Source organism: Brevundimonas sp. FV2ps16, from assembly GCF_058681075.1.
On the sequence record NZ_CM178728.1, the window covers coordinates 2,404,050 to 2,426,090 of the forward strand.

Consider the following 22,041-nt stretch of genomic DNA (forward strand, 5'->3'; position numbering starts at 1 on the left):
CGGGCTCCTTTTGAAGGCCAATGCTACGCTTTCGGCCCGTGCTCCGCCACCCAGGACAGGGCCAGAAGACGGCAGGCGGAGGCGAGCGGCCGGCGACCACGGTTCGCGTCGATGTCGGCCAGAAGCTGGGCCTTGCTGAAGCCGCGCGCGGCGGCGATCCGGTCCAGAACGGCCCAGAACTCCGGCTCCAGCGCCACCGAGGTCGCATGCCCGGCCAGCACGACCGAACGTTTGGCCAGACCGCTCATGGTGCGGGGCGTCGTCGATGCGCGAGCGGGATCATGGGGCTGATGCGCATGGCGGGTCTCCTGTACGGCGCAGTTTGTCACACTCGGGCGCAAGACGTGAGCGGCGCTGGAGGGGGGACGGTGATATGCGGGCGTCGCCTTCGGAGCCTTGCATGAGTCGCCCCTTCACGATCCTCGCTATCCTGACCTGCGCCCTTATCTGGGGAACGACCTGGTTCGCCATCACCCTGCAGCTGGGGGTGGTGGATCCGATCGTGTCCATCGTCTGGCGGTTCGGCCTGGCGGCGGTCGTGCTGTTCGCCTTTTGCGCCGTGACGCGGCGGCCGCTGCGCCTGACCCGCGCCCAGCATCTGGCGGCCGTGGGGCAGGGCGCTTTCGTCTTCGCCGTCAGCTACGGCTTTGTTTATGCGGCGGAAGAGCGGGTCGCATCGGCGGTCGTCGCCGTCATCTTCGCCGCTCTGGCCTTCGTGAACCTGGTTCTGTTTCGCCTTTTGGAAGGGCAGAAACCCGCCGCCGGCGCCTGGCAGGGCGCGGCTCTGGGGATTGGCGGCGTCGCTGTGCTTTCGTTCGGACAGTTGTCGGGCGCGGGCGTGTCCGCCGGATCGGCGCCGGCTCTGGGCATTGGCTTCGCCCTGATCGCGGTCGTCGCCTCGGCCTTCGGCAACTGGTTCGCCTGGCGGGGACAACAGGCCGGGGCGCCGGTGATGGCCGCGACCGCCTGGGCCATGGCCTATGGCACGGCAATGCTGGCGATCTATGGATTTGCGACGGGCGTCGAATGGCGGATCGAGCCGACGCCCGCCTATGTCCTGTCGCTGCTGCACCTGTCGCTATTCGGGTCGGTCATCGCCTTCGGCCTGTATTTCACCCTGGCGCGGCAGCGGGGCTTCGCCCTGGCCAGCTATATCTCCGCCCTGACGCCGCCGATCGCCGTCATCATGTCCGTCCTGTTCGAGGGCGCCCATGTCGGGGTGACCATGTTGATCGGGCTGGCCCTGGTCCTGGCTGGGCAGGTTTTGCTGATCCGGGCGCCGAAGACGGCCTGATTTCAATCCGTCGGCTTTTCGCCGTCCAGCTTTTGGCCGTCGAGCAGACGAGCCGCCCGCGTCTGCTCGGTCTGAGCGGCCTTCTTCTGCCCCTTGGTGCGGCCGTGAGCGACGCGGTTCGCCGCAGCCTGGGCCTTGTCTTCGGCCTTGGCGCGGACCTTACGGGCCCGGTTCAGGTTGATGATGTCGGCCATGGCTAGTCCTGAGGCGCCGCCGTCGCCGGCGTCTCCTTGGGCTTGAGAGCCTCGGGCACCTGGTCGGCCGGCAGTGTGGAAGGGGGAATGAAAGCGGGCGCGGATGCGGTCTGGTCCAGTCGGGTCCAGCCGTCGGCCGACCGTCCGCGTTCGCGGCCCAGGTCGAACAGCGCGGTCATGGTCTTCTGGTCGAACTTCAGGCTCGAGGCCTCGACGTTGTCGGGAATGGCGGCCAGCGACAGGCTCATGCCGTTGCGCTGGGCGAAGGCCGCCGTCGTCGCCAGATGGGTGCGCAGCGAGGCCTTGCTCATACTGTCGTAGCTGCGCATCAGGATGGCGGTCAGCCGGCCCGGCGTGACCCCGTCATTGCGCCCCACCTGTCCGTTGACGACGACATAGAGGGCGCCGCCGCCCGGCCGGTCCGTACCCCGGGTCCAGAGAGACAGGTTTTCGGGGATGGCCAGGAACGGCGTATTGACCCCTCCGTCGGCGTGCATCTCCATCACCACGGTTCGGTCGGGTTGAAGTCCGGCGATCAGCACCGGCGGAAACACGCCGGGTATGCTGGCCGAGGCGACCAGCACCTCCTTGAACAGGGCGCGCGAATTGTCGTCGTTCTGGCTGGCCAGAAGGCCCATGTCCCAGATGACCGTCTCCTGGCTGTCCAGGTTGGTGGTGGCGACCAGCAGGCGGCGGCCCTTGGCGTGTTCGCGGGCGATGGCCGTCAACAGGTCCGGCGTGACGTTGTCGTCCACCAGATCGCGCAGGGCGCCGGCGCTGAACAGGCTGGGGTAGAGGAAGATGGCCAAGCTTCTCCAACTGAGCAGGCTGCTGGCGCCGCCGTCGGTATAGGCGTGACCCAGTTGCGGGTCCCATTCGGACCCGGCGAAGGCGAAGGGGGCGGCGAGCGCTCCCGTGCTGACGCCGGTGACGATGTCGAACACCGGACGGTCGCCCCGTTCGGTCCAGCCGACGAGAACGCCCGCGCCATAGGCCCCGTTCGCGCCCCCTCCCGACAAGGCCAGGATCGACAAGTCATGGTTCTTGGTGAGTCGTGAGCCGACCTCCTCGGTGAAGGCTTCCAGCCGGGCGTAGTCATTGGCGCGGATGCGGGGGTCCCGCGCTGGCGCTAGGGCGCCGTCGGCGAGGCGCAAAGGTCCGACGGGACGATCCAGGGTGCCGCAAGACGCGACCGACAGGGCCATGACGACGGCCAGCAGGCTGGAATAGATCCGTCTCATCCGATGCCTTCTCCGCCGATCCCAGGCTGCACTCATACCGCTCGAGTGAAGGGTCTGTCATCACCGGGAGACGACGGCAACAAGCGCTGCGGTTTGAAACCGTGCGACTCGACGAACGTTCGTTCAGGCGGAACAACAAACTCAAGGACAATCGCCATGGTCGACGCAACGCTCATCAAGGAACATCTGGAAGTCGTGGGATCGGACGGCGGTCATGTCGGTCGCGTGGACCATGTGCTCGGCGACCAGATCGAGCTGGCGAAGCTGGATATGGCGGGCGGGTTCAAGCACCACATGATCCCGGTCAGCTGGGTCGAACGGGTCGACGACAAACATGTCCACCTGAACCTGACCCAGGACGACGCCAAGTCGCGCTGGACCGAAAAGCCGCACTAGGCCGCGGGTTTCGGCGAATTAATGAAGGCTCCGCTGTCGCCGGCGGGGCCTTCGTTCTATCTGGAGGACATTGTTCTCGGAGGGACGCGATGATCCGACTGATCCTGAATATTCTGTGGTTCATCTTCGGTGGGTGGCTGTCCGGCCTGTTGTGGCTGCTGGGCGGCGCGATCCTGGCCGTCACCATCGTGGGGCTGCCCTGGACATTCGCGGCCTGGCGGATCGCCAGCTATTCCTTCTGGCCGTTCGGACGTGAAGTCGTCTGGCGTGAGCCGGATGCGACGGCGCTGGGGGCGGGGTGTTTCGGCATCGGCCTGAACGTGATCTGGTTCGTGGTCGCAGGCTGGTACATCGCTTTGACGCACGTGCTGATCGCGGTCGCCGAGGCCATCACGATCATCGGCATTCCCTTCGCCCTGAAGGACCTGGAACTGGCCAAACTGGCCCTGGCGCCGATCGGTCGGACGATCCGCGACAAGCCTTAAGCTCAGTCGCGCTTAGTCCTACGCTTGGTAGATCCAGGTGTTGAGATGGCCGAGGAGGATCGGCGAGGAGCCGTCTTCCACGGCCAAGACCGGAAAAGGAACAGAGCCAACCCTGGCCAAGGCAGGCCCGCCGCGCACGGCAGACCTGCCAGGAGGGTCATAACAGTTCGGCGGCCGCTGCCGACATGGCCTTGAAGTCGTGACCGACGTCAGGCGCCGTCTGGAGCTTCCAGCGGAGGGGAACATTTCGAGTTGCGGCGTCGGCTTGTGCCGCGCGGAACAGGGCCTGCCCCCGCGCGAGGCGATGCGGTCCCTGAGCCATGGCGCGGGCTGACTGGTCCAGCCGCCCCTGGTCAGCTGAAGTGTCAAGCTCCCCGAGCAGCAAGGTCAGTTCCACGCCATAGGCGGCAGGAAGATCATGCGGCACGCCGCCAACGCCAAAGGGATAGGCGATCTGCGGGTCGGGGAAGGTATAGGTGCCCGCATTGGCCGCCACCGCGCGACGGATCCGTGCTTCCGGCTTTAGCATCACCATGCGCTGGACGAACTGCCCGCCGGCCGAATGCCCGAAGATGTCATAGGCGGGGAGCCTCCAGGCGTTGTCGGCCTGTAGCCGATCGAAGATGTTTTCGATGGCTGTGAACGCCCACTCTTCCTCGCGAGTCAGGGCGCCGTAGACCGTCTTGACGTTACCCTCCTGGTAGTCACGGGTGACGTAGCGAGCGAGGCGGTTGTCGAACTCCGGGGCCACCAGCAGAAGCCGCCGCTGTTCGGCGGCGCCTACCCAGGCGTCGAGGTAATCCTCGGCGTTGCGTCCCATGCCGTGCATGATGAAGACGACCGGATCGCCAGTCGTCCATGCCGCTGGCCGATAGGTCCAGACGCGTAGCGTTCTGCGGGGCGAATTCGTATAGGCGGGGACGACGACAGCAGCCTTGCCGACGGGGGTCGGAGCCGGCGAGGTCAGAGCCGGGCCCTGGGGCAGCCAGTGGGCGTAGCCATAAACTAGCAGCGCAAGTGCAAGCGCCGCGAGCAGGCCCGTGCCTGCCGCGATTTTCAGAACTTTCATGGTATTCAGATAACCCCGGACGCCCCCAAACCTAAGCTAGGGCGCAAGCTTGGCCGTGTCCAGAGGCGGACGGGGAGCGGGCGAGCAATGGGTCAGCCCGGCGAGATCATCTTCTCCGGACGCACCGCCTCGTCGAACTCGGCGTCGGTCAGATAGCCGCCGCCGACGGCTTCCTCGCGCAGGGTGGTGCCGTTCTTGTGCGCGGTCTTGGCGATCTTGGCGCAGATATCATAGCCCAGCTTGCCGTTCAGGGCCGTCACCAGCATCAGCGAGTTGTTCAGGCCGCGCGAGATGTTGTCCTCGCGGGCCTCGATGCCGACGACGCAGTTGTCGGTGAAGCTGATGGCCGCGTCGGCGACCAGGCGGACCGACTGCAGGAAGTTGTAAGCCATGACCGGGTTGTAGACGTTCAGCTCGAAATGCCCCTGCGAGCCGGCGAACGTGAGCGCGGCGTTGTTGCCGAACACCTGGGCGCAGACCTGGGTCAGGGCCTCGCACTGGGTCGGGTTGACCTTGCCCGGCATGATCGAAGAACCGGGCTCGTTCTCCGGCAGGGCCAGTTCGCCCAGGCCCGAGCGCGGGCCGGAGCCCAGGAAGCGGATATCGTTGGCGATCTTGAACAGCGAGGCGGCGACCGTGTTGATCGCGCCGTGGCTGAAGACCATGGCGTCATGGGCGGCCAGGGCTTCGAACTTGTTCGGCGCGGTCGTGAAGGGCAGGCCGGTGATCTCGGCGATCTGGGCCGCGACCTTTTCCGCGAAGCCGACGGGGGCGTTCAGGCCGGTGCCGACGGCGGTGCCGCCCTGCGCCAGTTCCATCAGCTTGGGCAGGGTCTGTTCGATCCGCTCGATGCCATTGGCGACTTGCTGGGCATAGCCGCCAAACTCCTGACCCAGGGTCAGGGGCGTGGCGTCCTGGGTGTGGGTGCGGCCGATCTTGATGATGTGGGCCCAGGCCTTGGCCTTTGCGTCCAGGGCGGCGTGGAGGTGCTTCAAGGCCGGGATCAGGTCGTTGACCACCTGTTCCGCACAAGCCACATGCATGGCGGTCGGATAGGTGTCGTTCGACGACTGGCTCATGTTAACGTGGTCGTTGGGGTGGACCGGCTTCTTGGAGCCCATCTCGCCGCCCAGGATCTCGATGGCGCGGTTCGAGATCACCTCATTGGCGTTCATGTTCGACTGGGTGCCCGAGCCCGTCTGCCAGACGACCAGAGGGAAGTGGTCGTTCAGCTTGCCTTCGATAACTTCGTTTGCCGCCTGGATGATAGCCTCGGCCAGGGCGGGGTCGAGCTTGCCCAGGTCGCGGTTGGTCTCGGCGGCGGCGCGCTTGACGATGCCCAGGGCGCGCACGACCGGCAGGGGCTGTTTCTCCCAGCCGATCTTGAAGTTCCCCAGCGACCGCTGCGCCTGGGCGCCCCAGTAGCGATCAGCGGCGACCTCGATGGGGCCGAAGGTGTCGGTTTCGATGCGGACGTTGCTCATGCGCGGATCTCGTCTCTCAGACGTGGCGGTTGGTTGCGCGGCGGTGTAGCACGAGAGCGGGACAGGGCAAGGCGAGGCCGGATGATGAGATCAAAGGCGATACTGGCGGCGACGTTGCTGGCGCTGGCGAGCTGCGCCAGTCTTCCTGCGGACCCGGCGCGTCCCAGGGTCGTGCTGGACACGACGGCGGGTCGGATCGTCTTGGCGCTCGACGCCGCCGCTGCGCCGATCAGCACCTGCAACTTCATCGGCTATGTCGTCTTCGGGGGCTACGACAACGGGTCCTTCTTCCGCACGGTCGTCCGCGCGACCAATACGGCCAACCCCAATCCCATCGACGTCATTCAGGCGGCGACCCCCCGCGGCAGCGATGACGACTCCCGGCCTCCCATCGTGCTGGAGCGCACGCGCGACACCGGGCTGCGCCATCTTGCCGGGACTGTTTCCATGGCGCGGGGCGCCCCGGACAGCGCGACTTCCAGCTTTTTCATCGTCACTCAGGACACGCCTAGTCTCGACTTCGGCGGCGCCCGAAACTCGGATGGTGAGGGGTTCGCAGCGTTCGGACAGGTGGTCGAGGGGCTGGACGTGGCGCGCCGCATCCAGCGGATGCCGGCAGACGATGCGGAGCAGCTCACTCCGCCGGTGACGATCCGTTCCGCACGATTGCTGGACGCGGCGCCGGCCGTCTGCACCCAATGACGAAAGCCTGGATCGGGACGGGCAAGGTCCGGGCGCGGGAGGACGGCGAGGCGGTCGAGATCGTCATCGAAGGCCTGACCACCCAGGCCAAATACTACAAGCCGCTGGTCTATGAGTTCATGCGCAAGGAATGGGCGTCACGACCGTCGTGGGGCGATCATGTCGTCGAAATCCGCATGGAGCATGTCGGCGAACCACCGTGGATGGACCTCGACAACCTGGCCAAGGCGCTGCTGGATTCCATCAAGGGCTATCTGTTCCACGACGACAGTCAGGTCGCCCGCCTGGTGGTGGAACGCCATGAAGGCGAGCGGGAGCGGATCACGATCCGATCCTATCCCCGGAAGGCCTGAACCTCAGGGTCGGCAGCAATAGTTGCATAGTGGCCCCGATCGCGGTCTGGGGCTCGGACGCGGGCGTCAGGCCCTCGGCCTGTTCGCGGGCGGCGACGCAGGCGGTTGTGGCGCGGGACAGGGCGATGAAGTCCGGCGCGGTCTTCAGGCTGTCCAGCACGCATTCGTCGAAATAGGGATAGGTCGCATCGGCGGCGCAGCCGAACGACGACCGGTCGCGGCGGGCGGCGGTCATCACCATGCGATTGGGCGCCTTCAATCCATCGATGAATATTCCGGAGAAACAGGCGGACAGCACGACCACCGTCGGGCGGTCGCCGCAGATTCGGCGCAGGATCGGAATCAGGCGTTCCGGCTCCAGGGTGGCTCCCGGCCCGAAGACCAGGCCTTCGGGCGAGCCGTGCGAGGTGACGTAGAACAGGCAGCCGCGCGGCGCGCGTTCAGCGGCCTCGGCGAAACGACGCAGGCTGTCTTCCGCCTCGACTGGGTTGGGGACGTCTGGCCTAAGGCTGACGCTGACCATGGCGTCAGGATCGAAGCCGGCCTTTTGGAAGGCGGCGGTCAGGTCGCGCTGAGCGTTGTCGAAGGCGGCGATGGCGCGGCCGTCACTGTCGCGCCAGTCGGCGGCGATTACCGCCGAGGCCCAGCCATCGAAACGGCTTTGGGCATGGGCCGCGCAGCCCATGACCATCAGGCCCAGCACCGAGAGCGCCGCCATGAAACGAAACATCGCGTACCCCTCCGCCTTGGTCTGCTCCCAGAGCTTATCGCGAGGTGGCGAGTAGGGAAGGGCCTACTTTTTCCGGAACTGGTCCAGTGACACGACCTTGGGGCCGTCCGAGCCGGGCGTCGGATCTTCGGGCGGGGTCGCTTCCTCGACCGCTTCGACAATCTCGGGCTCGTCGAACTGCAGCAGGAACTGGACGCTGGGATCATAGAAGCGGGTGACGGCCGAATAGGGCATGGCCAGGGTGCGCGGAACGCCCCCGAACCGCAGCTTGACCGAGAACCGGTCGGCCTCGACCTGCAGGTCCTCGTACTGGTGCTGCAGCACCACAGTCATTTCGTCCGGGTATTTGGCCAGCATGTCCGGCGGAATGCTGACGCCGGCGGCGCGGGTCTTGAAGGTGATGTAGAAGTGGTGCGCGCCGGGCAGGCCTTCGGCCAGAACATGTTCGAGCGCAGAACGGATCACGCCGCGCAGCGCTTCATGCGCCAGCCGCTCGTACTGCATCTCGTCGACCGGAGGGGTCTGGTCGGTCATCGTCACCTCGCAATTGAGCGCGACTGATAGCGGCGCAGGCGCGAGCGCGAAAGATGCGAAAGAGGTAAACGAACAGGATATGAAGGATTAAGCGCCGGGATTCTGTTGCCAGGCTCCCGACAGGCCCCGCCCAAGGATCTGAACCCCTAGGACTTAAGGTTCGAAATCACCCGAACCGCATTACGCGGCGAGAGCGACTTCTCCAGCGAAGTTATCGTTCGCAGTTAGAAAATGGCCCGATACGGTAGGCCAGGACGAGCGAAAGCAATCCTCTTTACACGTCCGTCGATGCTAGTCGGCCCCATGACGCCTCCGCCGATAACGCGGGGAAGAGAATGGTGGAGCCGCCGGGAATCGCACCCGGGTCCGGTCCGCTTATTACAAGCGCGTTTATCGCTATAGTCCGGCCGAAACCGGACAAGACCAATATAGGCGCTGCGCGGACGCTTTCCAAGCGTCGCGTGCGCTTCAGACCCGCGTCCAGTCCGGGGTCTGGTTCCTGAACCAGGTCAGTTGGCGTTTGGCGTAGTTCCGGGTCGCCTGTTTCAGGGCGTCGATCGCTTCATCCCGGCCGATCTCTCCGGCCAAATATGCCGAGAGTTCGCGCACTCCGACCGCCTTCATGGCGGGCAGATTTGGGGACAGGCCTCGCGCGATCAGCGCGCGAACCTCCTCGAGCGCGCCGTTCTCCATCATCAGATCCACACGCCGGTCGCAGTTTGCGTAGAGGGCGGCACGATCGGATTCGATGACAAGCCCTGTCCACGACCCCGGCGCGAGCAGCGGACGTGTATCCGCCTTCCAGTCGCTCAAGGCGCGCCCGCTTGCAGAGTGGACGCTCATAGCCCGGATCAACCGCTGGCGGTCGCCTTGCTCGATGGTCCGGGCGGCGTTGGCGTCGTGCTCGGCCAAACGGGCGCGGAAGGCCACTTCGCCCCATGCGGCATAGTCCGCATCCACCGTGTCGCGGACGTTCTGAGGGACGGGGGGGATATCCGCCAGTCCGCGCGTCAGGGCGTTGAAATACAGGCCGGTGCCGCCGACGAGGATCGCCGGCCGGCCTTCGGCGTGCGCGGCGTCCAACAGATCTAGGGCGGCCCGGCTCCACTTGCCGACCGACCAGACCTCCGCCGCGTCGGCGACGCCGTACAGTCGGTGGTTGGCCTGGGCCTCTTCTTCCAGCGAGGGGCGGGCGGTGAGTATGCGCAGGTCTGCGTAGAGCTGTTGGCTGTCCGCATTGATGATCACGGCGCCGGTCTCGAGCGCCATCTTCAACGCCAGGGCGGATTTCCCCGAGGCGGTGGGGCCGGCGAGCAGGGTGACTAATGGCGGCTGGGACAAATCGAGGCTCGCGGGCGGCATCCATGGGCGATAGAACGCGCCCCTTATCGCCTGCAAGTCCTGTGGAGACCGTCTTGGTCGAACGTTCCGTCGTCATCGCCGCGCTAGACGCAGTCAAAGACCCGGTTTCCGAGCAGGGGCTGATCGCGGCCGGCCTCGTTCAAGGGCTGGTGGTTGCTGATGATCGGGCCGGTTTTGCACTGGAAGTCGATCGCAGTCTGGTCGCAACCTATGCGCCTGTCCGTGACGCCGCCGAGGCGGCGCTTAAGGCCGTGCCCGGTATGAACCGGGTGTCGGTGATCCTGACGGCCGAGGCTAAACCGGGGCTCAGCAAGCCGGCGCCGCGCACGGCCGGTCTTTCGAAGGCCGCTGTGGATCAGGGGCGCGCCAAGGCGCCGGTCCCGACCGACCGTCCAGCCCATGTTCGTCGCGTCCTGGCCGTGGCCAGCGGCAAGGGCGGGGTGGGCAAGTCCACGGTCGCGGTGAACCTAGCGGCAGCCCTGGCGGCGCGCGGCCTGTCGGTCGGAATACTGGACGCAGACGTCTATGGCCCGTCGCTGCCGACCATGCTGGGGATCAGCGGCCAGCCCGCCTATGAGGACGGCGCCATTGTTCCGCACGTCGCCCATGGAATGAAGGCCATGTCGGTCGGCCTGCTGACCAAGATGGACGACGCCATGATCTGGCGCGGGCCGATGGCGTCGCAGGCGATCACCCAGATGCTGAGCCAGACCCGGTGGGGCACGGCCGAGGCGCCGCTGGACGTGCTGGTGGTTGATCTGCCCCCCGGCACCGGCGACGTGCAACTGACCTTGATCCAGAAAACGCCGCTGGACGGCGCCGTCATCGTCTCGACGCCGCAGGAAGTGGCTCTGGCCGATGCGCGGAGGGCGCACACCCTGTTCCAGCGGGTCAATGTGCCGACGCTGGGTTTGATCGAGAACATGAGCGGTTCGGTGTTCGGACAGGGCGGCGCAAAGACCGAGGCCGAACGTCTGTCCATTCCCTTCCTGGGGGACCTGCCGCTAGACGCCGCCTTGCGCGAAGGCGGTGATGCGGGTTTGCCCGTTGTGGCGGACAACCCGAGTGGTGAAATCGCTGTCCGGTTCGCCGCGATCGCCGATCAGGTGGCGGCCGCCCTGGAACTGTAGAAACTTCACGGCAGGGGGTTTTCAAACGCAACTGTATTCGCCACCTTGGGTCTTACCGATACCCAAGGAGATCCGATGAGCGTCGACGCCCTGTTTCGTCCCTTCACTATCAAGGGGCTGACCCTGCCCAACCGCATCGTCATGGCCCCCATGACGCGGTCCTTCTCGCCCAACGGAATCCCGACCTCAGACGTCGCCGGCTATTATCGTCGCAGGGCGGAAGGCGGCGTGGGGCTGATCGTCACCGAGGGCACGGTCGTGGAGCGGCCCGCCGCCCGTAACGACGCCAATGTTCCGGTCTTCCACGGCGACGCCCTGCCGCAATGGAAGACGGTGGTGGACGAGGTCCACGCCGCCGGCGGCCTGATCGCGCCGCAGATCTGGCACGTCGGTTCGGCGCGCGGCCAGGGCGCGGACTGGGTCCCGCTGGGCCAGGTGGACAGTCCGTCTGGCATGACTGCGCCCGGCAAGGCCAAGTATGAGCCGATGACCGAAGAGGACGTCGCCGACACTATCGCCGCCTTCGGTCGTTCGGCGCGCGCGGCGCGGGAGCTGGGCTTCGACGCCGTCGAGATCCACGGTGCCCACGGCTATCTGATCGACCAGTTCTTCTGGGGCGGAGTCAATGTGCGCGAGGACCGCTGGGGCGGCCCGACCATAGCCGACCGCGCCCGGTTCGGCGCCGAGGTGGTCAAGGCGGTGCGTGAAGGCGTCGGCGACGACATCCCCGTCATCCTGCGCCTGTCGCAATGGAAGCAGCAGGATTTCGCGGCCCGGATCGCCGAAACGCCCGACCAGATGGTCGAATGGCTGACGCCGCTGTCAGACGCGGGAGTGGATGTCTTCCACTGCTCGCAGCGCCGCTTCTGGGAGCCGGAGTTCGAGGGGTCGGACCTGAATTTCGCCGGATGGACCAAGAAACTGATGAACAAGCCGACCATCACTGTGGGCTCGGTCGGTCTGGACGGCGAGTTTATCGCGGCCTTTGGCGGCGAGGGTTCCAAACCCGCCTCGCTGGACGGCCTGGTGCGCAGACTGGAGAACGAAGAATTCGATCTGGTCGCCGTGGGGCGCGCCCTACTGGCTGACCCGCAATGGGTGCAGAAAATCCGCGACGGCCGGTCTGACGAACTGCGCAACTTCGAACGCGCAGACCTGATGACCCTGTCCTGACCTGAGACGTCGAGCCGGTTCAGGCCGGCTCGACGATCACGCCCGTGCCGTAGCACAGCACCTCGGTCACGCCGGGCATGATCTCGGTGGCGTCGTAGCGAACGGCCAGTATGGCGTTGGCGCCGTGGGCCTCGGCGTGTTTGACCAGTTCGTCATAGGCTTCCTGACGCCCGGCCTCCGCCAGTTTCACATAGGCGCCGACCCGGCCGCCCAGCATCGACTGGACCCCGCCGATGGCGTCGGAGATGGCGTTGCGTGAGCGCACCGTCACGCCGCGCACCAGGCCGATATGGCGAGTGACGCGGAAACCGGGCAGGTCGTTGGTGGTCGTGACGTACATCGACTTCTCCTAGCGGCGTTCCAGCACCCGGAAGGTGAAGGCGTGATCGTCCTTCTCGCCGGCCGGGTGTGATTCCGAAGATACCTCGATCCAGGCCGTTTCGTCGAATGCCGGGAAGACGGCGTCGCCCTCGGGCGAGGCCTCGACCTCGGTGATGTAGAGGCGTTTGGCGCGTGGCAGGACGGCTTCGAACACGGCGGTGCCGCCGATGACGCAGATTTCGTCCACGTCGTCCTCTTCGGCCGTTTCGCGCCCGATCTCTATGGCCTCGTCCAGAGTGGCGCAGACCAGGGCGCCCTTGGACATGCCGTCGGCCTCATAGGACTCGTCCTTGGTCAGCACCAGGTTCAACCGGCCGGGCAGGGGCTTCAGCGGCAGGCTCTCCCAGGTCTTGCGGCCCATCAGACAGGGTTTGCCCACGGTGATGGCCTTGAATCGCTGCAAGTCGCTACGCAGCCGCCAGGGCAGGTCGCCGTCGCGGCCGATGACGCCGTTGCGTCCGCGCGCGACGACCAGGGAAATCAGGGGAATGGTCATGCTTTTGGCTCCAGCCATTTGAGCCATTTGCGCCGCATGGCCGTCTCCAGATCAACGCCTGCGCCCGCGCAATAGATCAGCAGCATGCCCAGGACGTCGGCCGCTTCGTCGCCCAACGCGTCAGCGTCGGGCGTGCCTCGCGCGCGGCCGGACAGACGCAGATGCTCGGCCGTCAGCTCTCCCAGCTCTTCCTGGAGCTTCAGCAGCGCCCAGTCGCGGTCGCGGTCGATCTGGTGTTCGGCGGCGTAGATGTCCGAGATGCGCAGGACGGCGGCCTGCAGCGACTTGAGGTCCATCAAACGGCCACTGCGGCCTTGATGTGCGGCCAGGCTTCGTAACCCTCAAGCGTGAAGTCCGACAGTTCGAAGGCGAACAGGTCGGTCTTGGGCGCGATGTGCATGACGGGTAGAGGAAGGGGCTCGCGCGTCAGCTGGAGCTCGGCCTGTTCCAGATGGTTCAGATACAGGTGGGCGTCGCCGAAGGTATGGACGAAGTCGCCGGGCTCCAGCCCGACCACCTGGGCCAGCATCAGGGTCAGCAGGGCGTAGGAGGCGATGTTGAAGGGCACGCCCAGGAAGACGTCGGCGCTGCGCTGGTACAGCTGGCAGCTCAGCTTGCCGTCTGCGACGAAGAACTGGAACAGGCAGTGGCAGGGCGGCAGGGCCATGTCGTCGACGTCGGCCGGGTTCCAGGCGGTGACGATGTGGCGGCGGCTGTTGGGGTTGGTCTTCAGGCCGTGGACCAGTTTCTCGATCTGGTCGATGACCCGGCCGTCAGGCGCAGTCCAGGACCGCCACTGCTTGCCATACACTGGGCCCAGTTCGCCCTCGGCGTCGGCCCATTCGTCCCAAATGCGAACGCCGTTGTCCTTCAGCCAGCCGATATTGGTCTCGCCGCGCAGGAACCACAGCAGTTCGACGATGATCGAGCGCAGGTGCAGCTTCTTGGTCGTCAGGACCGGGAAACCCTTGGACAGGTCGAACCGCATCTGACGGCCGAAGACGCCCAGGGTTCCGGTTCCGGTGCGGTCGTCGCGGCGTGCGCCATTGTCCAGAATGTCGCGCAGCAGGTTCAGATACTGCCGCTCGGGATGATCTGCGGCGGCTGCGGCCGTTCGGGCCTGGAGTTCGACGGTGGCGACCTGAGCGTTCATGACGAGAGCTTGCCTCAGATTGAGTGATTCGAAACGCGGAACCCGCGGCTGCGCGGACGGCGTCCACAGAAAACGAATCGGTTCGCCTTCGATGGGCGCCCTCAGGCCTCGAGCAGGGGAAGCAGCAGGGGGTGGGCGAGGACGGGCGCCGCCAGGCGCACCACGGCCTGCGGATCCTCCAGGCGAACCGCCGCCGTGGCGTCGGCGATGATGAAGTCGGCGTGGGTGCGCGACGGCTCGGTCAGGCGTTCGTGGCCGGGTCGTACAGTGGCCAGATACTGGGCCACGACCGAATCCGCTGACCGCCCGCGCTCGGACTGATCGCGCAACAGGCGGCGGATGAAACGGATGTCAGAGGGGGTGTCGACGAAGACCCGGATGTCGAACAAGGCGGTCAAGTCGGCGGTGCAGAGCACATGGGTGCCTTCGACAATAACCACCTCGGCCGCCGGGATCGGTTCGCCGCCCGGTTCGCGTCCGTGGTGGATGAAGGAATAGAGGGGCGCGGTCACCGAACGACCGGCCTTGAGTTCCTTCAGATCTGTGATCATCAGGTCATGGTCGCGGGCGGCCACATCGTCGAAATCGAAGGTCGCGGCGTCGAAACCGGGCAGGCTGGCGGCGTCCTTGTAGTAGGAGTCCTCGCGCACCAGCACCGCCTTGCCTTCAGGCAGGGCCGAGACCAGCGCCTCCGCCAGGGTGCTCTTGCCGGAGCCGGAGCCCCCCGTGATCGCGATCAATATAGCCATGGGCCGCCTTCTAGGGCGCCGGGCGTCTCAGCGCCACGGGAGACGATCCGTCGCGCGAGGATGACGTTGCGTTACGTTGCTTATCGCTGATCACCGATGATAGCGTCTGTTCAAGCGTCGCAGCCAAGCAGACGCACCAAGGGACAAGGAAGACGCACCATGCTGGGCTTGATGCAGGACTGGCCGTTGACGGTCGACAAGATCATCGATCATGCGAAGAACTGGCATGGCGACCGCGAGGTCGTCACCCGCTCGGTCGAGGGCCCCATTGTCCGCACGACCTACGGCCAGATCCACGACCGCGCCAAGCGGGTGTCCAACGCGCTGAAGGCGTGGGGCATACAGCCGGGCGACCGGGTCGCCACCCTGGCCTGGAATACCGATCGTCACATCGAGACCTGGTACGGCGTCATGGGCATGGGGGCGGTCTGCCACACGCTGAACCCCCGCCTGTTCCCGGAGCAACTCGTCTATATCATCAACCATGCCGAGGACCGGGTCATCTTCACCGACCTGACCTTCGTGCCGTTGCTGGAAGCCATCCTGCCGCATATTCCCAAGGTCGAGCGGGTCATTATCATGACCGACGACGCCCATATGCCGCAGACCCGTCTGCCGCGCGCGGAATCCTACGAGCGGATCGTGGCGGAACAGTCCGCAGACGCGGTCTGGGGCGCGTTCGACGAGAACACCGCCTGCGGCCTCTGCTACACCTCGGGCACGACGGGCAATCCCAAGGGGGTGCTGTATTCGCACCGCTCGAACTTCCTGCACACCTTCATGGCGCTGCAGTCGTCGGTGGTCGGCGGCAAGACCAGCGACGTCATCCTGCCGGTGGTGCCGATGTTCCACGCCAATGCCTGGGGCATCGCCTTCGTCGGTCCCGCCTCAGGCTGCAAGCTGGTGATGCCGGGCGCCCGGATGGACGGCGAGGCCCTGTACGAACTCCTCGAGAGCGAGGGTGTCACCTTCTCCGCCGCCGTGCCGACGGTCTGGCAGGGACTGTTGGCCCATATGCGGCAGAACGGGCTGAAGCTCTCGACCGTCAACCGGGTGCTGATCGGCGGTTCGGCCGTACCCGAAAGCCTGATCCGCGCCTTCCATGACGACTATGGCATCGAGGTGCTTCAGGGCTGGGGCATGACCGAGACCTCGCCTATCGGCACCCTGTCGAACATGACGCCCGAGACGGCGGTCCTCCCGTTCGAGGACCAGCTGAAGTACCGCACTAAACAGGGGACGCCCCCGCTGGGGATCGAGCTGACGCTGAAGGATGACGCGGGCCGCGAACTGCCGCACGACGGTGCCACCTTCGGCCATCTTATGGTCAAGGGGCCGACCGTGGCTCGTGGCTATTTCCGCGAGGAAGGTTCGATCCTGGACGCCGGCGGCTTCTTCGACACCGGCGATGTGGCGACGGTGGATGAACTGGGCTTCATGCAGATCACCGACAGATCCAAGGACGTGATCAAGTCCGGCGGCGAATGGATCAGCTCCATCGAGATCGAGAACATCGCCGTGGGCCACCCCAAGGTCGAATTGGCCGCCGTGATCGGCGCGGCGCACGCCAAATGGGATGAACGCCCGGTCCTGCTGGTCAAGCTGAAGGACGGCGAGGCGCTGGACAAGCAGGAGCATCTCGATTTCCTGCAGGGCAAGATCGCCAAATGGTGGATGCCGGACGACGTGGTGGCCGTGGACGAGATTCCGCTGGGCGCCACCGGGAAGATCGACAAGAAGCTTCTGCGCGAGCGGATGAAGGACTACCGTCTGCCGGACATCCAACCCGCCTGATCCCATGGAGCGTCGATGCCGTCGGCCAAGCCTGTTCCCACGCTGATTCCCTGGCTGACCGCCCTGACGGCGGCGCCGCTGGTTCTGGTGGTGGCGGCGATGGCCGCGACCCTGTTCGGCGGGATGGATCGGGCGATCACCTATGATCTGCTGACCTGGAAAGTGGGGCAGGGACTGGCCTGGGTCGGGTGCATCGCCGCCCTGGTCGTGGCGGTCCTGACGCTCCGGGATTTCGGGCGGCGTTGGATCTACGCCGCGATCGCCCTGATCCTGGCTGGCGCGACCCTGGGCGTCTTCCTGTATCAGGGCCAACGCTTGGCAGAACCGACCCCGCGTGACATCAGCACCCATGTCGCCGAACCTCCGACCTATCGCCGTCTTGAGGCTCTGCATCCTGACGCCTCGGGCCTGACGGGGCCGGAAACCTGCCCTGCCGCCCGTTCGATCCCGACCCAGGTCCTGGCGCAACAGGCAGTCTCGGCCCTGGTGGACGCGGGCTTCCCCGTGGTTCGGGCCGCCACCTTCGAGGTGGAAGGGGTTCATGAAGGCGCTTGGTTCGGTTTCGCCTATGACGCCGTGATTCGAATCCGGCCCGGCCGCACCGATATCCGCGTCGCCGCGCGTGATCCGCGACCTGATGGCGGCGCGACCTGTCGCCTGATGGGCAAGATCGTCGCTGCGCTGGAAGATGAAGTCCGTTAGACGGGACGGAATTCGGCGTGGAGCCCAGATTCGCCGGCGACCGTCGCCGCGCCGTCTTCCACCAGCTTGATCAGGTGAGCCAGGACTGACAGCGACGCCGCCGGCCAAAGCCGTTGGTCCACTGCCGCATAGAGGGCAGGGACCATCTGTGCTGCTGTGCGGTCGCCGGCCATAAGCCGTTTCGTAACCTGGGCTTCCCGCTCTAGCCGATGCGCCCGATAGGCCTCTAGAAAGGGCGCTGGATCCGTCACCGGGGCCCCGTGCGTCGGCCACAAGGTCGCAAAATCCCGGGCGATCACGACGTCCAGGCTGGCCATATAGTCCCGCATATTCCCGTCCGGCGGCGCCACGACGCTGGTCGCCCACCCCATGACGTGATCGCCGCTGAAAAGGGCGTTTTCCTCTTTCAGAGCGAACGCCATGTGGTTCGAGGCGTGACCGGGCGTGAAGATCGCCTCCATCGTCCAGCCGGCGCCTTCAATCAACTCGCCGCCAGCGAGAACGACGTCGGGCGCGAACCCCGCGTCCTCGTCTTCGTCCAAGGCGCCTGAGGCGTGGGTCTCGCGCGCCGGCGGTCGCGCCGCCAGAATCGTAGCGCCTGTTCGCTCGGCGAAGGGGCGGGCGAGGGGGGCATGATCGCGGTGGGTGTGGGTCACCAGAACATGGCCGACCGTTCGCCCTTCGACAGCCGCCAGCAAGGCGCTCAGATGCGAAGCGTCGAGTGGTCCGGGGTCGATCACCGCGACAGTTGCTCCCGCCTGCGGCCGGCCCACGATGTAGGTCCCCGTTCCCGTGAAGGTGAAGGGCCCCGGATTTTCAGCGATCACCCGCTGCACGAGCGGTGAGACCTGGTCCCGACGCCCATAGGCGAACTCGAAATCACGGACGAAAGGAATCACGGTCGATTGCTCCGAAGCTGGCCTGCGCCTTGCCTTAACGCCTCGGTAACCTCTGTCGGAGCGCCGGTCATGGCCCGTTCTATCGCCTTCGCTGTCTCAAATCGGCTCCAGCCCATTGTTGCGGCCTTCATTTGTCTCATGGCGGCGCAACTTATCATCGCCTCCTGCACCCCGGAGCCGGCGCCATATGCGAGCAGGGTTGAGATTGAAAGGTAAGACGCTTGATCCGGGAGGCGTTGCAAGCGGAGCAGCGGAGCGTCCAATTTTCCCGCAATCCTAATTGTATAAAAGATTACCCCGAGTTGCGCCCAATTTAAGCATCGTTTGGGCTCTTGTAGCCGGATGTGGCGCAATTGTGTTCCAATAACGAACCTTCTGCCCTCATGTGGCCATATTACGACAGGTCCGCGACTAAAGGGTTACGGGACTGTAATAGTCGTAGCGTGCCGCCTTAGCCTGATTAAGGTCCATCATAATCTACGCGCATGGGGGCGTGGAGTTGTGCAGCTGGCGTCCATGTGTGGCGCTGGTTGCGTTATGGAGGACTTGATTTTGAAGATCCAAACCATTCGAGAGCGCCTGTTGGCGGGCACGATGATTGGGGGCGTGGCCCTGGCGGCTGCGGTCGCTCTACCCGTATCGGCTGTAGTGTTCTCGCCGACATCGGCGAGCGCGCAAGACTTTTCGTCCGGCACACTTACTGGGGCTGTCACGAATGAAAGCGGCGCGCCTGTCGCTGGCGCTACGGTAGAGATCCGTTCTTCGGAACAAGGTTTTGTGCGCAACGCGACCACTGACGCCTCGGGGAATTTCCGTGCCGCTCTGGTGCCGATCGGAAGCTACGTCGTCACTATTCAATCTGCGGGTTATGAGCCGATTTCCCAAACCGCGCAGGTCAGCCTGGGCGGCACCTCGTCCTATGCCTTCGCCCTGTCGCCGGCCGGCGCTTCGGGTGCGACCGCGCTGGGCGAAATCGTCGTAACCGGTGCTCGTCGTTCTCTAGACTTCAACCGCACCACGACCGGTTTGACCGTCGATCTAGAGGAATTGGTTGAGAAGGTCCCCGTCGGCCGTAGCATCACCGCAGTTACACTGCTCGCACCCGGCACTTCAGAAGGCGACAACGCCTTCGGTTCGTTGCCGTCCATCAGCGGCGCCTCTGTCGCCGAAAACGCCTACTATGTGAACGGCCTGAACGTCACGAACTTCGCCAACTTCCTGGGCGGTTCGACCATTCCGTTCGACTTCTATCGGTCGGTCGAGGTGAAGACGGGTGGCTATTCGGCTGAGTTCGGCCGTTCGACCGGTGGCGTGGTTAACACCGTCACCAAATCGGGCAGCAATGAATTTATGCTTGGCCTGCATGCCAACTGGGCCCCAGATAGCCTGCGCGAGCAATCTCCAGATACGTACACAGCTCGAAACGCCCTAGATGAGGCTGATTCGACTAGCTACGTCGTAGAACTGGGCGGCCCAATCATCCGGGACCGACTATTCTTCTATGGCTTGACCGAGCTCCGTGACATCGAAAGTTCGGATAGCTCGATATCTGGACGCAGCACTACCATCCAGACTTCTGATGACCCGTTTTATGGAGCCAAATTAGATGGCTATATAACGCAAAACCATCGACTCGAATTTACATACTTCGATACAACGCGGTCTACTCAGGCTGATACATACGCGTTCAGCCCAGTGACCGATGAGACCGGTGCGTATCAAGCTAGTACGCTTTATGAGTACGGTGGAGAAAGCTGGGTTGGGCGTTATACAGGAACGATAACTGATTGGCTTACCATTTCAGCCGCTTACGGTAAGAATAAAGATCGAGACTCAACCGTTCAAACGAGTGACGCATTCTACGCGGAAGACCAGATTACGGGCACTCCGACGCGAGTTAGTCCTAATCAGGCAGGTACGGTAAATTCTCTTGTCGAGTTGGAACGTGAGTTCTTCCGCGCAGACGCGGATATGTACTTTAGTTTCTTGGGCGACCACCATATCAGGTTTGGTTACGATAAGGAAAAAAATAGCCTCCTTTCTGTTTCCCAACGCCCAGGTCCATTCCAAGGATCGTACGCGTATCATGAAGCGTCAGCATCCGATCCGCTTGTAGACGGTGGAAACATCGCTGCAGGAGAACACTACATCGAGGCGAACATCTTTATTTCGGGTGGTTCATTTAGTGGAGAGAACGAGGCGTATTACATCCAAGATGAGTGGGATGTTAATGATCGCCTAACGCTCAACCTTGGGGTGCGTCTTGATAAATTCGTCCTCAACAACTTGGTTGGTCAAGAGCTGACCAATTTCGATGGAGAAATAGGCCCTCGTCTCGGGTTTGCTTATGATCCATCCGGCGACGGTCGCAGCAGGGTTTATGGCTTCTGGGGCCGGTACTATATGCCGATCGCTGCGAACACGGCCTCTCGCATGGGGGGGCAGGAGCTCTACTACTCTGAGTACTTCCGCACTCCTGCTGGTTACAATCCAGCAGCCTATCCAGGCACCCTTCCTTATGATGCTAACGGTGCGCCGATTGGTCTGGGGGCACAGATCGTCGGCTGGGCAGATGCTACTGCCTGCCCGGATGGCCCTGGATTTGGAACCAACGGCGTTGACGGCTGCCGGGTGACGAGCACGGGCGAACTGTACGATGCGACGACTCAGATCGGCCAGAACCTCGAATCAACCATGGAGGAAGAGATCATTCTGGGCTACGAGCGTCAGTTCGGTGACCTTTGGAGCGCTGGTCTGTCGTTCACCTTCCGTGACCTGAAGCGTTCGGCTGAAGACATCGCCATCGACGCCGCGGTGCTCGACTACTGCGACGCCGAAGGAATCGCTGGCTGCGACGATATCTGGACCGGATTCCACCAGTACGTGATCCACAATCCGGGCAACGCCTTGGAAGTGATCCTGTCTGACCCGCTTCCCGGTGAGACTGAACGGCGTACCGTCACGCTCTCGGCAAACTCGCTGGGTTACCCGCCCATCAAGCGGCAGTATCAGGCTCTGCAGTTCCAGTTCGAGCGTGCAAACGACGGTGTCTGGGGCATCCAAGGCTCCTACACCCTGTCCAAGAGCAGCGGCAACTTTGAAGGCTATGTGAAGTCCGATAACGGTCAGGACGATTCCGGCGCTACGACGGACTTCGACCAGCCGGGTCTAATGGATGGTGCGGACGGTCTGCTGCCGAACCACCACGCGCATACCTTCAAGCTGTTCGGGTCATATGCGCTGACCCAAAACCTGACGCTGGGCGCTAACGCGACGCTGCAATCACCGCGCGCCTATGGTTGTATTGGCCGGCACCCGACCGATGCCTTCGCCGGCGCCTACGGTGTGGCCTCTTGGTACTGCCAAGGTGTGTTGACCCCGCGCGGCCAATCGTTCTCGGGCGAATGGTATCGCAACGTTGACCTGTCGGCGCGTTACTCGATGGCAGACATCTTGCCTTTCGGTAACCTGGTTCTTCGTGCGGATGTGTTCAACGTCTTCAACTTCGAAGAAGCGACCGATTTCCGTGAGCGGGGTGACCTGTCTTCCGGTTTGCCTGACCCGAACTACCGCAAGCCGATTGCCTATCAGTCGCCCCGGTATGTTCGGATCGGCTTCGACTGGACGTTCTAATAACTATTGATGTGTGAGCTGGGCGGCGGACTTCGGTTCGCCGCCCTTTTTTTGTGCGCCCCACTGGCGCCATTTTAGCGGTGGAGC

General features: G+C 64.4%; 24 protein-coding genes and 1 other RNA gene. 10 read left to right on the plus strand and 15 right to left on the minus strand.

The features are described 5' to 3' along the window. Positions 1–23 precede the first annotated feature (23 nt). Positions 24–248, minus strand: a complete 225-nt coding sequence (locus tag ACW170_RS11640) for a ribbon-helix-helix domain-containing protein (RefSeq protein ID WP_492086827.1) — start codon at positions 246–248, stop codon at positions 24–26. 152 nt (positions 249–400) lie between these two features. Between ACW170_RS11640 and ACW170_RS11645 the strand changes: the two genes are divergently transcribed. Then, positions 401–1,294: a DMT family transporter gene (locus ACW170_RS11645; protein ID WP_492086828.1), complete on the plus strand. Its 894-nt coding sequence runs from the start codon at positions 401–403 to the stop codon at positions 1,292–1,294. A 2-nt stretch (positions 1,295–1,296) separates the two neighbouring features. Here ACW170_RS11645 and ACW170_RS11650 read toward each other — a convergent pair whose 3' ends face one another. Then, positions 1,297–1,488: a DUF4169 family protein gene (locus ACW170_RS11650; RefSeq protein WP_492086829.1), complete on the minus strand. Its 192-nt coding sequence runs from the start codon at positions 1,486–1,488 to the stop codon at positions 1,297–1,299. A gap of 2 nt (positions 1,489–1,490) precedes the next feature. After that, the gene (locus ACW170_RS11655; protein WP_492086830.1) at positions 1,491–2,729 is read right to left on the minus strand and encodes a patatin-like phospholipase family protein; all 1,239 of its coding nucleotides are present in this window, start codon (positions 2,727–2,729) and stop codon (positions 1,491–1,493) included. 156 nt (positions 2,730–2,885) lie between these two features. On the opposite strand from ACW170_RS11655, the gene ACW170_RS11660 reads away from it, so the two are divergent. Beyond that, entirely contained in the window at positions 2,886–3,125 is a 240-nt protein-coding gene (locus ACW170_RS11660) for a DUF2171 domain-containing protein (RefSeq protein ID WP_492086831.1), read from the plus strand. Between the two features lie 89 nt (positions 3,126–3,214). Further along, the gene (locus ACW170_RS11665) at positions 3,215–3,610 is read left to right on the plus strand and encodes a YccF domain-containing protein (protein WP_492086832.1); all 396 of its coding nucleotides are present in this window, start codon (positions 3,215–3,217) and stop codon (positions 3,608–3,610) included. Between the two features lie 157 nt (positions 3,611–3,767). Here ACW170_RS11665 and ACW170_RS11670 read toward each other — a convergent pair whose 3' ends face one another. Both ACW170_RS11670 and fumC read right to left on the minus strand, forming a co-directional pair. Beyond that, positions 3,768–4,679, minus strand: a complete 912-nt coding sequence (locus ACW170_RS11670; protein ID WP_492086834.1) for an alpha/beta hydrolase family protein — start codon at positions 4,677–4,679, stop codon at positions 3,768–3,770. 92 nt (positions 4,680–4,771) lie between these two features. Then, on the minus strand, positions 4,772–6,163 hold the full coding sequence (gene fumC, locus ACW170_RS11675) for a class II fumarate hydratase (RefSeq protein WP_492086835.1): 1,392 nt from the start codon (positions 6,161–6,163) through the stop codon (positions 4,772–4,774). Between the two features lie 81 nt (positions 6,164–6,244). Between fumC and ACW170_RS11680 the strand changes: the two genes are divergently transcribed. Then, positions 6,245–6,865, plus strand: coding sequence for a peptidylprolyl isomerase (locus ACW170_RS11680; protein WP_492086836.1), 621 nt, complete (start codon positions 6,245–6,247; stop codon positions 6,863–6,865). After that, complete coding sequence (locus ACW170_RS11685; RefSeq protein WP_492086837.1) at positions 6,862–7,218, plus strand: RusA family crossover junction endodeoxyribonuclease; 357 nt, start codon at positions 6,862–6,864, stop codon at positions 7,216–7,218. Before ACW170_RS11680 ends, ACW170_RS11685 begins: the two co-directional genes overlap by 4 nt. Here the strand turns inward: ACW170_RS11685 and ACW170_RS11690 are convergent. The 4 genes from ACW170_RS11690 to miaA form a co-directional block, all read right to left on the minus strand. Then, on the minus strand, positions 7,187–7,948 hold the full coding sequence (locus ACW170_RS11690; protein WP_492086838.1) for a C13 family peptidase: 762 nt from the start codon (positions 7,946–7,948) through the stop codon (positions 7,187–7,189). The two genes, ACW170_RS11685 and ACW170_RS11690, sit on opposite strands and share 32 nt — an antisense overlap. A gap of 63 nt (positions 7,949–8,011) precedes the next feature. Continuing rightward, a complete protein-coding gene (locus ACW170_RS11695) occupies positions 8,012–8,482 on the minus strand; it encodes an SspB family protein (RefSeq protein ID WP_492086839.1) in 471 nt (156 codons plus the stop codon). A 90-nt stretch (positions 8,483–8,572) separates the two neighbouring features. Continuing rightward, positions 8,573–8,940: a transfer-messenger RNA gene (gene ssrA, locus ACW170_RS11700) on the minus strand. Between the two features lie 10 nt (positions 8,941–8,950). Next, positions 8,951–9,844, minus strand: a complete 894-nt coding sequence (gene miaA, locus ACW170_RS11705; protein WP_492086840.1) for a tRNA (adenosine(37)-N6)-dimethylallyltransferase MiaA — start codon at positions 9,842–9,844, stop codon at positions 8,951–8,953. 53 nt (positions 9,845–9,897) lie between these two features. On the opposite strand from miaA, the gene ACW170_RS11710 reads away from it, so the two are divergent. Both ACW170_RS11710 and ACW170_RS11715 read left to right on the plus strand, forming a co-directional pair. Next, the gene (locus ACW170_RS11710; RefSeq protein ID WP_492086841.1) at positions 9,898–10,974 is read left to right on the plus strand and encodes an Mrp/NBP35 family ATP-binding protein; all 1,077 of its coding nucleotides are present in this window, start codon (positions 9,898–9,900) and stop codon (positions 10,972–10,974) included. A 75-nt stretch (positions 10,975–11,049) separates the two neighbouring features. Next, the gene (locus ACW170_RS11715) at positions 11,050–12,147 is read left to right on the plus strand and encodes an NADH:flavin oxidoreductase (RefSeq protein WP_492086842.1); all 1,098 of its coding nucleotides are present in this window, start codon (positions 11,050–11,052) and stop codon (positions 12,145–12,147) included. 19 nt (positions 12,148–12,166) lie between these two features. On the opposite strand, the gene ACW170_RS11720 is transcribed toward ACW170_RS11715, so the two are convergent. The 5 genes from ACW170_RS11720 to udk all read right to left on the minus strand — a co-directional run bounded on the left by ACW170_RS11720 (position 12,167) and on the right by udk (position 14,926). Next, positions 12,167–12,487 (minus strand): YbjQ family protein, encoded by a 321-nt coding sequence (locus ACW170_RS11720; protein ID WP_159851431.1) that lies wholly within the window; start codon positions 12,485–12,487, stop codon positions 12,167–12,169. Between the two features lie 9 nt (positions 12,488–12,496). Then, complete coding sequence (locus ACW170_RS11725) at positions 12,497–13,024, minus strand: dihydrofolate reductase (protein ID WP_492086843.1); 528 nt, start codon at positions 13,022–13,024, stop codon at positions 12,497–12,499. Beyond that, positions 13,021–13,320: a nucleoside triphosphate pyrophosphohydrolase family protein gene (locus tag ACW170_RS11730; RefSeq protein WP_271165981.1), complete on the minus strand. Its 300-nt coding sequence runs from the start codon at positions 13,318–13,320 to the stop codon at positions 13,021–13,023. The genes ACW170_RS11725 and ACW170_RS11730 overlap by 4 nt, the downstream gene beginning before the upstream one ends. Beyond that, positions 13,320–14,177, minus strand: coding sequence for a thymidylate synthase (locus tag ACW170_RS11735; RefSeq protein WP_492086844.1), 858 nt, complete (start codon positions 14,175–14,177; stop codon positions 13,320–13,322). Before ACW170_RS11735 ends, ACW170_RS11730 begins: the two co-directional genes overlap by 1 nt. 101 nt (positions 14,178–14,278) lie before the next feature. After that, positions 14,279–14,926 carry a uridine kinase gene (gene udk / locus ACW170_RS11740; RefSeq protein ID WP_492086845.1) on the minus strand — a complete coding sequence of 216 codons (648 nt, stop codon included), beginning with the start codon at positions 14,924–14,926 and terminating at the stop codon, positions 14,279–14,281. A gap of 159 nt (positions 14,927–15,085) precedes the next feature. Here udk and ACW170_RS11745 point away from each other — a divergent pair, with 159 nt between their 5' ends. Next, positions 15,086–16,720, plus strand: coding sequence for a long-chain-fatty-acid--CoA ligase (locus ACW170_RS11745; protein ID WP_492086846.1), 1,635 nt, complete (start codon positions 15,086–15,088; stop codon positions 16,718–16,720). A gap of 15 nt (positions 16,721–16,735) precedes the next feature. Further along, positions 16,736–17,422, plus strand: a complete 687-nt coding sequence (locus ACW170_RS11750; protein ID WP_492086847.1) for a DUF1499 domain-containing protein — start codon at positions 16,736–16,738, stop codon at positions 17,420–17,422. On the opposite strand, the gene ACW170_RS11755 is transcribed toward ACW170_RS11750, so the two are convergent. Then, positions 17,419–18,321, minus strand: a complete 903-nt coding sequence (locus tag ACW170_RS11755; protein WP_492086848.1) for an MBL fold metallo-hydrolase — start codon at positions 18,319–18,321, stop codon at positions 17,419–17,421. The two genes, ACW170_RS11750 and ACW170_RS11755, sit on opposite strands and share 4 nt — an antisense overlap. A 546-nt stretch (positions 18,322–18,867) precedes the next feature. On the opposite strand from ACW170_RS11755, the gene ACW170_RS11760 reads away from it, so the two are divergent. Beyond that, on the plus strand, positions 18,868–21,954 hold the full coding sequence (locus tag ACW170_RS11760) for a TonB-dependent receptor (RefSeq protein WP_492086849.1): 3,087 nt from the start codon (positions 18,868–18,870) through the stop codon (positions 21,952–21,954). Positions 21,955–22,041: the final 87 nt, after the last annotated feature.